The sequence below is a fragment of the Leucobacter coleopterorum genome, from assembly GCF_011382985.1.
GTDB classification, from domain to species: Bacteria; Actinomycetota; Actinomycetes; order Actinomycetales; family Microbacteriaceae; genus Leucobacter; species Leucobacter coleopterorum.
Genome location: NZ_CP049933.1, coordinates 1,159,495 through 1,172,612 on the forward strand (window position 1 = coordinate 1,159,495; position 13,118 = coordinate 1,172,612).

The window sequence follows — 13,118 nt, forward strand, 5'->3', positions numbered from 1 at the left end:
ATCAGCTCAATTGAAACGGTGAAAGGTGTATAGCTCAATCAAATATTGATTTTTAAAACATCTAGATGTAGGTTGTATCAGACCGCACTCGTGTGAGTGTGGCTTCTCTGGCCAACGTACAAGGGAGTACCTGACGACCATGGATACCGCGAACCCAACAGTCGAACATCACGACGAGGATGCCGCGCACCTCGCCTCGCTCGGCTATAGCTACGACACGACCTTTAAACGCGAGATGAGTTTCTGGGGCAACGTTTCTCTCGGCTTTACCTATCTTTCGCCCATTGCGGGTGTGTACTCGATGTTTGCGATTTCGCTTGGGCAAGCGGGGCCGCCGATGGCCTGGGCGCTGGTTATCGCGCTCGTCGGCCAGTTCTTTGTCGCCCTGATCTTCGGTGAAGTGGTATCGAACTACCCTGTGGCCGGTGGGGTTTACCCGTGGTCGAGGCGCCTCTGGGGCCGCAAATGGGCTTGGATGAACGGTTGGATCTACGTTGTCGCCCTCATCGGAACGATCGCTGCGGTGGCCTACGGCGCCGCGCCGTTTGTGGCCTCGGTGTTCGGAGCTGAGCTCGACGCCGGGGGCACGGTGCTGATTGCGCTCGGAACGCTGGTGATCGCCACGGTTCTGAACTTTATGGGAACGAAGGTTCTCGGCATGGCAGCAACTGTCGGGCTCATCGCGGAGCTTGTTGGGTCCGTGGTGATCGGTGGCTACCTGTTGCTTTTTGGCCGTCAGCACGACTGGTCGATCCTGTTCGATAACCAGGGAATTGGCAACGATGCCCCCGGCGGTTATCTTGGCGCGTTCGCCGCGGCCGCGCTGATCGGCATGTTTGCCTACTACGGCTTCGAGGCGAATGGAGATGTTGCCGAGGAGATTAAGAACCCGAGCATGCGCGTTCCGAAGGCGATGCGTATGACACTCTACATCGGCGGATTTGCAGCGAACCTGCTGGTGTTCTCGCTCGTTCTTGCCGTGCCCGACTTTGGGGCGGTCGCGAGCGGCGAGGTGACTGACCCGATCGGTGTGCTGCTGCACAATGCGTTCGGGCCCATCTTTCCGCTTGTGATGCTCGTTATTGTTGTCGCCTTCCTGTCGTGCATCACGAGCTTGCAGGCAGCCGCGAGTCGCCTGGTTTACTCCATGGCGCGCGATCATTTCTTGCCGGGGTCGCACATGCTTTCGCGCTTCAACGAGCGTCGCCACGTGCCTCACAACGCGCTGCTGGTGGCAGGCTTGTTCCCCGCGGCGGTAGTGGTGCTCTCGCTCTTCCTCGAAGACGCGCTCACTGCCATGGTCGGTTTTGGTACGGTCGGCATTTACGTCGGGTTCCAGATGGTGGTGCTGGCCGCGCTGCGCGCCCGCATCCTCGGCTGGAAGCCCGCCGGAAAGTTCCAGCTGGGGCTCTGGGCGTACCCGGTCAACATCGTCGCACTGATCTGGGGTCTCGCCGCCGTCATCAACATTATCTGGCCGCGCCCAACCGGCGGTGGCTGGGCTGAAGACTACCTGATGATCATGACAACCGTCGGGTCATCGCCTTTGGGTGGATCTACATGTTGGCCTCGAAGGCGTATGCTCGCGGCGATGCGCCTGCGGGTGACGCGAGCGGTGCCATCAAGACGGTCGTGCGCTAGTGCAGGCGGCTGACGCGGAGCGCCTCGAGGGGCCAGCGATTCCAATGGTGGTTTCGACGACCTTTCCCGGAATTGGGGCCGCCGCGCAGCGCATGCAAGACGAATTTACGCGCATCGCCTTCGAAGCGGTGCGCCTGGCGGGAGGGTGGCCGATCCTCGTAGATTCGGCCGCCCAGGTGCTCGCGAACGCAAGTGACGTGTTCGCAGGTGCCTCCGCCATTGTGTTTCTCGGCGGTGGCGACGTTGAGACGTCGCTTTACGGTTACGATGGGCCTCCGCCCGAGAATGAGTACGGGGTCGACAAGCGGGCTGACGAGTACTGCATTGACCTGATCCGCGAGGCCGTGGATCGGGATCTTCCCACGCTCGCCATTTGCCGCGGCTCTCAACTGCTCAACGTCACCTTTGGTGGCACCCTGATTCCAGACATTGAGCAGTTTTCGCTGCATCGCGGCGGTGCGGGATCACCGCTGTTTATCAACGAAGACGTGCACCTTGAGGGTGACTCCGAGATCGCCCGGATCCTTGGTCGCACCGAGGTGACCGTGCGCAATGGACACCACCAGGCAGTCGCTGAGGTAGCGCCCGAGCTCCGGGCGACCGCGTTTGCCCACGACGGCATCGTCGAGGGGACGCAACACCGCGAGGCAAGCTGGGTGATTGGTATTCAGTGGCACCCGGAGGAGCCCGAAGCGAACGAGGCTGATCGCGCGCTCATCTTCGGGGCGCTGGTTGAGCGCGCTCGGCCTTTGGCTGCGTCGCTCACGCGCTAAGACAACAGCTCAGCGCCCGGGCGCAATTGACGCTGGTCGGGGCCCGCTAGCCTGTCATGCATGACCGAAGAAGTTCGCGCAGCAGTTCAGAAGTATGTTGACGGGTGCGTTGCCGCCGACCCGCAGGTGGTTCGCGACGCGTTCGACGAACACGCCACAATGTGGGGGTATCTCGGCGACGAGTACGTGAGCATGAACGGCTACGAGTTTGCCGCCAACGTGGTGGGAACGGCTGAACCGGCAGGTGAGACCTATGCCGCAAGGATTCACGGCATTGAAATCACAGGTGACGTTGCGAGCGCGATCCTCGACGAGGAACAGTTTTTGGGCGCGAACTTTCGCAACCACTTCGGGCTGGTGAGGCGCGACGGGGTCTGGCGGATCGTGAGCAAGGTGTTCACGACCGTTTAGTGGGTCCGCCGCTGCGGGACAGACCCCGCACGCCACAACGCCTAAGCTGCAGCCGACTCGCTCACGGCCTCCAGCACACCAGGCAACCACTCGAGGGCGACGTCGCTGCCGAGATCCCATGAAGAAGCATCGTGGCGGCCGTACTCGCCGACGCGAACCGCACCTTGCGCGGCGAAGCGGCGGTCGATGTGTTCGCTGCCCTGGCTATAGGTTGCTTCGTAGAAGGTGTCGCCCAGGCCAAACATGGCGTACTGGATACCGGTGAGGTCAGGCAGCGCGGCGTCAAACGCTTCCGCAAACGGAATTGCAGAGTTGGGCAGGTCGCCATCACCGTGGGTTGAACACACAACCAAGTAGAACCGCTCCGGTGTGAGATCTGCGGGGTCAACGTCTTGCAAATCGTGCACCTCAACGTCGAGCTCGGTCTCGCGGAGCTTTGCGCCGAGGTCTTCGGCGATCAGCTCGGAGTTGCCGGATTCGGTTCCGTACAGCACTGTGAACTTCACTTGGGTCTTCCTCTCGTCAGAACGCATGTTGAATCGGTCACGGGTTATGACTGGCCGCGCGCGATCGCAACCATGCGGTCGTGGTCTGAAATCTTTTGTCGCACGCGGTTTGCCGGGGCAAACTCGCGCTCGTGAGCCTCGAGTGTGAGCCACTGCTCGTAGCTGACGGCACGTTCTTGCAAATCGGTGGGCAGACCCTCAAAGCCGAGCGTAGACGCTGAAACCGAGAGTTTGCCCAAGGTGATGTCTGCCGTGATCTCTTCCGCGACCGACTTGGCGCAGGCGCGGTTCTCGGGGATCGCACCGCGTGGCCCGCGCTTGGCCCAGCCCGTGCGATAGAGGCCTGGCTTGATGCGCCCAATCTCGGCGCTGGCGGCGGCGGGCGTGATGAGTTCAGCGAGTGCCCCGGTGGGTGCAAAGCCGATCGCGGTGAGGATTGCGGAGGCTGGCATCAGCGCGACAGTTGCGCCCGAGGAAAATTCGATGCCCTCCACCCGGGTGTTGCCAACAACCCGAAGTGGGGAGAAGCCGAAACACAGTGTGACCTCGGGGCCCTCGAACGCGGGGCGATCCTCGGTGAGTAGTTGCTCAATCGCGGCGATACGTGCGGTATCTGTGCGGTCAAGTTCTTGACCCGGGGCTGACTCTGCGACCGGCACCGAGGTGTCGTGCAACCGGTACCGGGCGCGCGGGAGAGCGGCGAGCTCCCGAAGCATCTGCGGGTCACCCTTGGAGAGTGCCGCGGCGGAGCGGCTCACCAGTGTGATCCGCTTCGCGGGGGCGGCGGCGTACTGCTCGAGCAGTGGCTCTGCAATGTCGCTTGCGTCGTGGTGCTCGCGATCCTTCACGAGAAAACGGAGAAGATCGAGTGCTACATTCCCAGCGCCCACAATCACCACGTCATCGCCGAGTTCAGGAAGCGTTTCGTGCTCGTCTGGGTGTGCATTAAGAGCGCGGGTCAGGGTGCCCGCGCCAATGATTCCTGGCAGATTGTCTCCGGGGATCCCGAGTGCGTGATCGCCGCTGAGCCCGGTCGCGACCACCACGGCGTTGAAGTGCTCGCGCAGGTCTTCGAGGTTGACGTCGCGCCCGAGTTCAACGTTTCCGGCGAAGCGCACGTTGGGGGTTTGGAAGAGCCGTTCGAACTGGCGAGTGATCGCCTTAGTGTGCTGGTGATCCGCGGCTACCCCGTAGCGAATGAGGCCGTAGGGGGATGCGAGTCTGTCGAAGATCACAATCTGCGCGTCGGGCAGGCTGCGCAGCAGCGACTGCGCGAGATAGCAGCCTGAGGGGCCGCTGCCGACGATGGCGATGTGGGGGGAGGGTGCGCCCGTCATCGTGGCTCCTTTGTGTCAGGTGGGGTGCGTGTTCGCATCCCACTAGCGTAATTGTAACTATAAACATTTGCTTTGTGAATGTTTTATTTCTAGCTTTATCTGAATGTATCCAGAATGCTTATCTGTACTTGCGTTTTAAAACATTCAGATATAGCTTATTTAAGGAATTGTTTCGTCAGTGATGACGAAGCAGGAAATTCGACAAAGGAGTACGGATGACCAACAGCGTCGAACTTGCAGATGTTGCCTACCTCGACATCGCTTCGCCTGACTTTGCGATGAGCTCGGAGGCGGTGCGAGACGCACGAGAACGCAACTGGTACGCCAAGACCAACTACGGCATCGGCGTGCTGCGCTACCGCGAAGTGACCGAGTTGCTGAAGCACCCGAGCCTGAACCAGGGCAGCGCCAAATGGCCGGATCACCACGGCGTGCACAGCGGAGTCTTCTACGAGTGGTGGGCCAAGAACCTGCTCGTGCTTGAGGGCGAAGAGCACCACCGCATTCGCCGGCTACTGAACCCCGCATTTTCACCTACGGCCGCTCGTCGCCTGGAACCCGAGTTCGCGGTGATTGCCAACGAACTCATCGACAACATCAAGGCGAAGATCGCGCGCGGGGAAGCCGTTGAGTTTGTCGCCGACTTCTCAGAACCTTTCGCAACGCGCGCACTCTGCACAATGATGGGCCTGTCGCACGAGCACTGGCCGTTCATCGCTGACCGCGCCAACACCGTGGGCTACGCCCTGAGTGTCGAAATCAAAGAAGACATCGAGAAAATCGATGTTGCGGTGCAAGAGCTGTATGACTTTGTTGATCAGCTGATTCAGGATCGCAGGGCGAACCCGGGTCAGGATGTGGTCTCTCGCCTGGTGCAGTTCAGTGAAGCCGACGACAAGCTGACCGATTCAGAGCTGCGAAATGCGCTCGTGCTGATGCTCTTTGGTGGCATGGACACCACCCGCAATCAGATCGGCCTCGTGCTGCAGACCTTCATGCGTAACCCGGAGCAGTGGGAACTGCTCGCACAGAACCCCGAAGAACTGGGTAAACCCGCGCTCGAAGAAGCGCTCCGCGTGAACCCGACAACCCGCTGGGTGACCCGCGAAGCGAATGAAGACTTCGAGTTTGAGGGGCTGGAGATTAATCAGGGTACAACCGTGCACCTGTTCACTATGGCGAGTGGTACTGATCCCGAAGCCTACCCAGACCCTGAAATCGATATTCAGGCGAAGGATCGCAAGCTTCACCACACCTTCGGAGGTGGCGTGCACCACTGCCTCGGGCACTACATCGCTCGCTCAGACATGGGAGTCGCACTGCCGCTGCTCGCCCAGAACTTTACTGACATCAGCTGCCCCGGTGGTGACGAGTGGCTGCCGGACTCTGGCAACCACGGTCCTGTCCGCCTACCCATCACCCTTTCAGTACGCAAAGGAGCGTAACGATGCTGCAAACGATCGATCCACAAACGGACCCCAAGCCTTCCAGTGAAGAAAAGGCTCAGATATCAGATCTGAGCACTGGTGGGAGATTTGGTGCCGCGCTTCGCGAGATTCTCGCTGACACCACGGCCTTCTCGCGCCACCAGGAGACGAACATGCGCCCCGAAACGGTCGAGGCGCTCGGTAGTAAGATTCACAAGAGCGGCGTGAAATACATCTACTACATGCTCCCCACGGTCGGCAGCCGCACCGTCGCGAAAGTTGTGCCGGCGGAGCTCTACAAGCGCATGCTCAAAAAAGGTATCGCGTTTCACCGCACGGCTCTGACCGACCTGCAGACCAGTCGCGAGGGCGAGCTGATTGGTGGCGGTGTTGACGCGCACGAGTTCTGGGGGCTGCCTGATCCCGAGACCTTCCAGGTGTTGCCCTGGGACACCGAGGTCGGCAGGATCTTCTGCACTGCCTACGATCCGCCCCACCTCGGTGAGGGCGGTGGCCGTCTCATTCCGCTCGACACCCGAGCCCTCTTTAAGGCGGCGCACCGCGGCTTCACTGAGCGCACCGGACTCGAACTGCGCAGCGGGCTTGAGCCCGAGATGACCTGGGTAGGCCCGGGCATCGAAGTGGTATCGAAAGAGGATCAGAGCCCGGCGTATCAGGTGGAGAACCTTGAAAAGATGCGCCCCGTCTACAAGAAGATTATTGGCTACGGTCAAGCGCTCGACTTCACCATGATTCAGGGTGATTACGAGGACGACGGTCAGATCGAACTGAACTGGGACTATGATCGTGCTGAACTGACGGCTGAGCGCATGACCACCTACCGTCAGATCTGTAAGCAGGTCGCGCGCGAGCTTGGGCTGCAAGCGAGCTTCATGGCGAAGCCCTACAACGGCAAGATGGGTAACGGCTGCCACCACAACCTCAGCCTGTGGCGGGTAGCGGATGGTCTCGAAGCTGAAAACGTGATCGAAGATGGCCGGGTCGAGTTGCACGCGACCGACACTGCCCGTCACGCGATCGGCGGTATGCTGCTGCATACCCCGGGGTCAATGCTCGTGATGGGGTCGACGGTCAACTCGTACAAGCGCTACTGGGACGCGGGCCAGTTCGCACCCTCGGGGCCGACTGGGGTCTTGATACACGCGGTGTCGCGATCCGCATCTCCGCCAACGGGCGCATGGAGTATCGTCTGCCGGACGCGAGTGTGAACCCCTATCTCTCACATCTCTATTTGCTCGCCGCGATTGAGCATGGACTCGAGGCGCAGCTCGACCCTGGTGACCCGGGTGAGCCGAGCGCCGCCCTCGACGGAGTCGTTGTGCCGAACACCCTGGGAAGCGCGATCGAGGCATTCGAAGCCGACGAGTATCTGATGGGTGCGATCCCCGAAGAGCTCACCCGCATCTTCTTGCAGCTAAAGCGAGATGAGTGGGCGCGCTACTGCGGCCAGATTTCACAGTGGGAGTTCGATCAGTACTGGGAGGCAATTCCGTGAGCAACAACACCAACGAGGGCCGCAGCGCTGCCCGCAAGATTCGTTTGGCCTGCATCGACTCGGAGGCGCTGCCGCTGTTTGCAAAGAGCCCCGACGGGGTCACGCGCGACGGCTACGAACCGGAGGCGGCTCGCCTCGTGTTCGACAGGATCGGTGCCGAGATTGAGTGGGTTATGGTGCCATGGGAAGAGATGATTCCCGCCGTGCGCCGCGGTGATGCCGACGCCGTGTGGTGCGGCCAGGGCATGACGGCTGAACGAGCCGCTCTTGTCGACTTCACACACCCGTACGCAGTGTTCAACGAGACACTGATTGTGCGCGCCGATGATCCCGCCCGTGCTGCCGAGCACCTCGACGGCTACCGGATCGGCGCCATCGCCAACTCAACCAACATGAAGCTCGCAGAGACGTTCCCTGGAGTCGAACTCGTCAGCTTCGGTGCCAGTGACGACGTATTCGGCGACATGATCGAGGCGACCCGCTCGGGAGCCATCGACGGCTTTGTTGACGATGATGTGGTGATGATCCCGCTCGGCAAGGAGGACCCCGACTTTGTGGAGGCCTTCACCGTGCTCACCGGCAATCGCTGGGGTATCGGTGTGGCACCAGGTAACGAGGCGTTGCGCCGCGAGATCAATGCAGCGATCGAGGGCGTCATTGATGACGGCTCGCTTGAAAAGATATGGGCCAAGTGGATGCCGCTGTTGCCGTTTCCTCTTGAAGCCGCTTTGCTCGCGACGTCTGGAAGACGCGAACAGTGAGCGCACCGCGTATTGGTGTGACCGGCATGTGGTCGAACCAGATTCATGGTCTGCGTTTCGACGGCAGCGCAGTATCGTCTGCCGTGCTGCGTTCTGTCGTGCGCGCGGGTGGCGAACCCCTGACCTTATTTGCAGAGGGTCCGTCACCAGCGATGGATCGACTGCGCGGACTCGACGGGTTGCTGGTGCCGGGAGGAGCCGACGTGAATCCTCGCCGCTACGGTGAAGAACCCGGACCCGCGACCTCTGTCGCGGATTTTTCTGTTCAGGATCAATTCGAGGCCGACATGATGGCGGCGGCGATTGCTCAGAGGATTCCTGTGCTTGCCATCTGCAGAGGCTTCCAGCTGCTGAATGTTGAACACGGTGGCAACCTTGTGCAAGATCTTGCCGCAGACAGCCCACACCGCAACGGCGTACACGAGGTTGCACTCGAACCTGACTCGCGACTCGCAGCAGTTGTGGGAGCGGTTTCGCTGCCTGTTTCTTCGTATCATCATCAGGCGATCTCGACGGTAGGAGTGGGGTTGCGAGTTGTTGGACTCGCACCAGACGGCGTCGTCGAAGCACTGGAGCACAGTTCTGCCGAGTTGCTCGCGGTACAGTGGCATCCAGAAGATACCGCTGCTGTCGAACCCGCGCAGCACGCGATATTCCAGTGGTTGGTGGATCGCGCGCGCGTGAGTACCGAGAGTTTGGAAACAAGGGAGATCGCAGTATGAGCGACGCACGTGTGCTTGTCGTTGAGCATCAGGCAGATGCGGGACTTGGGCTTTTTATGTGGAGCCTGACTGAGAGCGGTGTTGAACTCGAACGAGTTGGACCCACAAACGACAGGCCCGTGCCCGAGACGCTCGATGGTTACGACGGGCTCATTGTGCTTGGTGGATCCATGGGGCCCACTGATGATGAGCAAGCACCGTGGCTGCCAGCTACCCGCGCGCTGCTTTCGGCAGGTGTTGCGCAACAGATTCCCACCTTGGGCATTTGCTTGGGGGCCCAGCTCATGGCAACAGCGCTGGGCGGGCACGTGCGCACCAACCCAGAAGGACCAGAGGTCGGGCTCCACTCGGTTGAGTTTTCCCGTGATGCCTCGGGAGACCCGTTGTTCGGGGAGTTCAGCGACTCCAGCGTTCCCGTCGTGCAGTGGCACTGGCTCGAAGCCGACCAACTACCCGAGGGTGCAACTCTGCTGGCATCGAGCGCAGGCTGCCAGAATCAGGCGTTCCGTGTTGGCCCTCGTGCCTGGGGCGTGCAGTTTCACCCGGAAGCACTCAGCCAGACCGCAAGCGATTGGGCTGCGGATGACCTGCAGGGGCTCACGGAGTTGAACTTGGTGGCCGATGAAGTAGTGGCGCAGGTGCGCGCTGCCGATCCTGAACTCAACAAAACCTGGTCTGGGGTTGCTGCTCGGTTTGCAGAGTTGGTCTCTGCCGACAGGGCGTAGCTCCTGTCGTGGTGCGCTGACCAGACCTTCACTACACGGGCCACTTGTGCACAGTATTTCTCACTTTCACTGTGTTCAAGCGACCCGGCAGCGTCGGTGCCCAGCGCGCTAGCTGTTTGTTGAGTAAACGGTGCTGGATCCGCCACCGGTCGCGCGACGGCCGGTACGGCGCTGGCGGCCCTGCTGGTCACCAGAGCCACCTTGGCCGCCACGGGTTTGACCGCCCTGCCCCTGGTTGCCCTGGCCTTGACCGCTGCGGCTCTGGCCGGACCCTGCACCCTGGCTGCGGCCCGAACCCTGCCCGCGACCTGACCCCTGACCCTGGTTGTTCGAACCGCCACGACCACCGCGTGAGCGCTTGCGCTTCGCGTTGGCCCCCTGGCTGCGTCCCTCACCCTGCGGTGAGTGCCCTGCTGCGCGCTGCTGCGCATTCTGAGCGGCGGCACGCTTGCGCTCAATCTCCTTGGGATCCATGCGCGGCGCGACTTCGCCAATGAGTGCGAGCACCTCTGGGTCGATGCTGGCAGCATTAGGGTTGACGTGGCGAGGCGAGACCTTAATCTTCGCCTGGCGCAGCAGCGATTTCATCTCGCCGCGTTGCTCGGGCAGTACGAGCGTCACAACGTCTCCCTCGTTACCGGCGCGCGCGGTACGGCCGGAGCGATGCAGGTACGCCTTGTGCTCGACAGGCGGGTCAATGTGCACGACCAGATCGACACCGTCGACGTGCACACCACGGGCAGCAACGTCGGTCGCAACAAGCACACGTGCGTCGCCGCTCACAAACTCTGCCAGGTTGCGGTCGCGTGCGTTCTGCGACAGGTTGCCCTGCAACTCAACCGCAGGGATGCCCTGTGCGGTCAGCTGCTTGGCGAGGCGTTTCGCCTGATGCTTCATTCGTGTGAAGAAGATGCGGCGGGCGGTGCCACTCGCGAGCGCCTCGATGAGCGCGTCCTTGTCTGCCTTGCCCGAAACCTCAAACACGTGGTGCGTGAGCTGCGGCACCGGTGACTCGGCAGAGTCGACCGAGTGCATGATCGGATTGTGCAGGTACTTCTTAACAATGTTGTCCACGCCGTTGTCGAGTGTGGCGCTGAACAGCAGGCGCTGACCGCGCTGCGGGGTCTTATTGAGAATCCGCGTGACGACTGGCAAGAAGCCCATGTCAGCCATGTGATCGGCTTCGTCGAGCACGGTAATTTCCACCGTGCTGAGGTCAACGAGGCCCTGTTTCATGAGGTCGTCAAGGCGGCCTGGAGCGGCAACGACGATGTCAACACCGCGCTCAAGTACTTCTTCTTGGCGGCGCTGTGAGACACCTCCGAAGATGGTGGTGACCCGTACGCCAACAGGATCCGCGAGGAATTTGATGGTCTCCGCGATCTGCGTAACAAGCTCACGAGTCGGGGCGAGCACGATGGCGCGCGGTTTGTTCGGGCGACGCTTCTGCGCCACGTTCTCGGCGAGGTTTGCAACGAGCGGGATCCCGAATGCGATGGTCTTGCCCGAGCCGGTGCGGCCGCGGCCGAGTACGTCGCGGCCAGCGAGTGTGTCGGGCAGGGTGTCGCGCTGGATCGGGAACGGCGCAGTCTTGCCGTTCTTTGCGAGTGCGTCTGCGAGCGGAGCGGGAACGCCGAGATCCAGAAAGGTTGGCGTTGCTGGGGTGGTCTCTTCGGTCACTGGGACCTTTCATGCTGGGCAGCTTGACAGTGTGCATGATCGAAATGCCCGCGTGATCATGAGATCAGGGGAAACCGCGAAACCGCGAACACCGTGCGTCACTGCAAAATATCGAGTGCGCGGGATCGCGCATCCGTTCGCCGCGGATCGGGCCGAACGGCGCCCAGGCCTATGAAACAGGCGGGCGGTGCGGTGAATAGCGACGCGTGGCGCTTGCGCGCCAACTGATCTAGTCTAGCCGGTTACTGAGCGGAATTGGCTGAGAAGTCGGTGACTTGGAAAAATCGCCCCTGGGCAGCGCCTCAGTTTTCTGGCAGGATCTGTTCATGGCACGCATTCACATTCGCGAATTTCACGATGACGACCTTGACGCAGTCGTTCGGCTGTGGTGGGAGGCGCGCACCTCGGCTGAGCAGCCGGTGTACTCGCTCGCCGAAGTAACTGCGTCGTGCCGCGAGGACCACGCAGTGGTGGCGGTGCGCGACGACGAGGTGGTCGCGGCCGCTGTTGGTCGCGCGGCGCACGCGCAAGGTTGGGTCGTGTTTTTTGGGATCGAGGAGGGTGCTCGCTCCGAGAACGTGTCCGGTGCCCTGTTCGATGCGCTTGAGCGACGCATGGCGCCGCTCGGGCTGTCAACACTCTCTGTGCTGATGCCTGAGGGGAGTCGGCTTGAGATGCTGACCTCAAATGGCTTTGTCACCCGCCACAGTCTGCGCTATCTGGAGCGGCAGATGCCAGTGCAGCGGCGCGAGCTTGACCTGCTCAAAGACGTGGGTGGCCGTGTGCTGCCGCGGCACCTGTGGGGCAATGTCGCTGGTATGCGGCACGAGAAGCAACTGCTCGAAGAACGTCTGGTTGCCCCACTTGCCCAGCCGGATCTGGCAGACCGCTACGGTGTGGTGCCGCCACGGGCCGTGATGCTCTTTGGGCCTCCCGGCACCGGCAAAACAACGTTTGCCAAGGCCGTGGCTTCTCGCCTCGACTGGCCGTTTGTGGAGGTCTTCCCCTCTCGCCTGGGTGATGGCACGACCAGCATGGCCGCCTCGCTGCGCGAGACGTTCGAACAGATCGTGCAACTTGAGCATGCCGTGGTGTTTATTGACGAGGTTGAGGAGATCGCCTCACAGCGCCGTGGTGATCCGCCGTCACCCACGCAGGGTGTGACGAACGAGTTGCTCAAGATCGTCGCGGAGTTTCGGGATCGCGAGGGCCTGCTGCTCGTGTGCGCGACCAACTTCGTGCGCGCGCTCGACGCTGCGTTCCTGCGCCATGGGCGTTTTGACTACGTGCTGCCGATCGGCTTGCCCGATGACGAGGCGCGAAAGGCGATCTGGCATCGTTATGTGCCTGCCGAGATTGCGCAAGACGTAGACGTTGCGGCGCTTGTCATTGCCAGTGCTGGCCTCACCCCGGCTGATATCGAGTACGCGGCGCGACGGGCCTCGCAGGATGCGCTCGCACGTGCGCTGCGCGCCGGAGCACGTCAAGACGACGAATCGGCGACCGAGCTAGCGACCTCAGACTACCTTGCAGCGCTCGGGGTGACCCGCGCGACGGTTTCGGCCGAAGAACAGGCTGCGTTCCTTGAAGACATAGAGGCGCTGGCCCGGCTGTGACCG

Annotated in this window: 13 protein-coding genes; 10 read left to right on the plus strand and 3 right to left on the minus strand. The window is 61.6% G+C overall.

Annotation, left to right across the window (positions count from 1 at the left end; genetic code table 11):
- Positions 1-139 precede the first annotated feature (139 nt).
- Genes G7066_RS05395 through G7066_RS05405 form a run of 3 tightly spaced genes read left to right on the plus strand, consistent with a single transcriptional unit; the run spans position 140 to position 2,825 of the window.
- Positions 140-1,654 carry an APC family permease gene (locus tag G7066_RS05395; protein WP_244303306.1) on the plus strand — a complete coding sequence of 505 codons (1,515 nt, stop codon included), beginning with the start codon at positions 140-142 and terminating at the stop codon, positions 1,652-1,654.
- Positions 1,641-2,414, plus strand: a complete 774-nt coding sequence (locus G7066_RS05400; protein ID WP_244303307.1) for a gamma-glutamyl-gamma-aminobutyrate hydrolase family protein — start codon at positions 1,641-1,643, stop codon at positions 2,412-2,414. The genes G7066_RS05395 and G7066_RS05400 overlap by 14 nt, the downstream gene beginning before the upstream one ends.
- A gap of 60 nt (positions 2,415-2,474) precedes the next feature.
- A complete protein-coding gene (locus G7066_RS05405) occupies positions 2,475-2,825 on the plus strand; it encodes a nuclear transport factor 2 family protein (RefSeq protein WP_166329618.1) in 351 nt (116 codons plus the stop codon).
- 41 nt (positions 2,826-2,866) lie between these two features.
- Here G7066_RS05405 and G7066_RS05410 read toward each other — a convergent pair whose 3' ends face one another.
- Together G7066_RS05410 and G7066_RS05415 are read right to left on the minus strand one after the other, a co-directional pair.
- Positions 2,867-3,331, minus strand: a complete 465-nt coding sequence (locus tag G7066_RS05410; RefSeq protein ID WP_166329620.1) for a flavodoxin domain-containing protein — start codon at positions 3,329-3,331, stop codon at positions 2,867-2,869.
- Between the two features lie 44 nt (positions 3,332-3,375).
- The gene (locus tag G7066_RS05415; protein ID WP_166329622.1) at positions 3,376-4,668 is read right to left on the minus strand and encodes an FAD-dependent oxidoreductase; all 1,293 of its coding nucleotides are present in this window, start codon (positions 4,666-4,668) and stop codon (positions 3,376-3,378) included.
- A gap of 215 nt (positions 4,669-4,883) precedes the next feature.
- On the opposite strand from G7066_RS05415, the gene G7066_RS05420 reads away from it, so the two are divergent.
- The 6 genes from G7066_RS05420 to G7066_RS05440 are packed head-to-tail and all read left to right on the plus strand — an operon-like array spanning position 4,884 to position 9,819.
- Positions 4,884-6,113: a cytochrome P450 gene (locus tag G7066_RS05420; protein WP_166329624.1), complete on the plus strand. Its 1,230-nt coding sequence runs from the start codon at positions 4,884-4,886 to the stop codon at positions 6,111-6,113.
- 2 nt (positions 6,114-6,115) lie between these two features.
- The gene (locus G7066_RS16905; RefSeq protein ID WP_280116244.1) at positions 6,116-7,324 is read left to right on the plus strand and encodes a type I glutamate--ammonia ligase; all 1,209 of its coding nucleotides are present in this window, start codon (positions 6,116-6,118) and stop codon (positions 7,322-7,324) included.
- A complete protein-coding gene (locus G7066_RS16910; RefSeq protein ID WP_280116245.1) occupies positions 7,294-7,611 on the plus strand; it encodes a type I glutamate--ammonia ligase in 318 nt (105 codons plus the stop codon). The genes G7066_RS16905 and G7066_RS16910 overlap by 31 nt, the downstream gene beginning before the upstream one ends.
- Positions 7,608-8,372, plus strand: coding sequence for a substrate-binding periplasmic protein (locus G7066_RS05430; RefSeq protein WP_205881534.1), 765 nt, complete (start codon positions 7,608-7,610; stop codon positions 8,370-8,372). Before G7066_RS16910 ends, G7066_RS05430 begins: the two co-directional genes overlap by 4 nt.
- Positions 8,369-9,094: a gamma-glutamyl-gamma-aminobutyrate hydrolase family protein gene (locus G7066_RS05435; protein WP_244303308.1), complete on the plus strand. Its 726-nt coding sequence runs from the start codon at positions 8,369-8,371 to the stop codon at positions 9,092-9,094. Before G7066_RS05430 ends, G7066_RS05435 begins: the two co-directional genes overlap by 4 nt.
- Positions 9,091-9,819 carry a type 1 glutamine amidotransferase gene (locus G7066_RS05440; protein ID WP_244303309.1) on the plus strand — a complete coding sequence of 243 codons (729 nt, stop codon included), beginning with the start codon at positions 9,091-9,093 and terminating at the stop codon, positions 9,817-9,819. Before G7066_RS05435 ends, G7066_RS05440 begins: the two co-directional genes overlap by 4 nt.
- Before the next feature lie 108 nt (positions 9,820-9,927).
- Here the strand turns inward: G7066_RS05440 and G7066_RS05445 are convergent, their stop codons facing one another.
- Positions 9,928-11,499, minus strand: coding sequence for a DEAD/DEAH box helicase (locus tag G7066_RS05445; RefSeq protein WP_166329626.1), 1,572 nt, complete (start codon positions 11,497-11,499; stop codon positions 9,928-9,930).
- A 326-nt stretch (positions 11,500-11,825) separates the two neighbouring features.
- On the opposite strand from G7066_RS05445, the gene G7066_RS05450 reads away from it, so the two are divergent.
- A complete protein-coding gene (locus G7066_RS05450) occupies positions 11,826-13,115 on the plus strand; it encodes an ATP-binding protein (RefSeq protein WP_166329628.1) in 1,290 nt (429 codons plus the stop codon).
- The last annotated feature ends 3 nt before the right edge of the window (positions 13,116-13,118 follow it).

Coding starts and splice junctions, on each gene's coding strand:
- G7066_RS16905 (WP_280116244.1), top strand. CDS start 6,116: ATGCTGCAAACGATCGATCCACAAACGGACCCCAAGCCTTCCAGTGAA.
- G7066_RS16910 (WP_280116245.1), top strand. CDS start 7,294: ATGGAGTATCGTCTGCCGGACGCGAGTGTGAACCCCTATCTCTCACAT.
- G7066_RS05450 (WP_166329628.1), top strand. CDS start 11,826: ATGGCACGCATTCACATTCGCGAATTTCACGATGACGACCTTGACGCA.
- G7066_RS05420 (WP_166329624.1), top strand. CDS start 4,884: ATGACCAACAGCGTCGAACTTGCAGATGTTGCCTACCTCGACATCGCT.
- G7066_RS05440 (WP_244303309.1), top strand. CDS start 9,091: ATGAGCGACGCACGTGTGCTTGTCGTTGAGCATCAGGCAGATGCGGGA.
- G7066_RS05405 (WP_166329618.1), top strand. CDS start 2,475: ATGACCGAAGAAGTTCGCGCAGCAGTTCAGAAGTATGTTGACGGGTGC.
- G7066_RS05395 (WP_244303306.1), top strand. CDS start 140: ATGGATACCGCGAACCCAACAGTCGAACATCACGACGAGGATGCCGCG.
- G7066_RS05415 (WP_166329622.1), bottom strand. CDS start 4,668: ATGACGGGCGCACCCTCCCCCCACATCGCCATCGTCGGCAGCGGCCCC.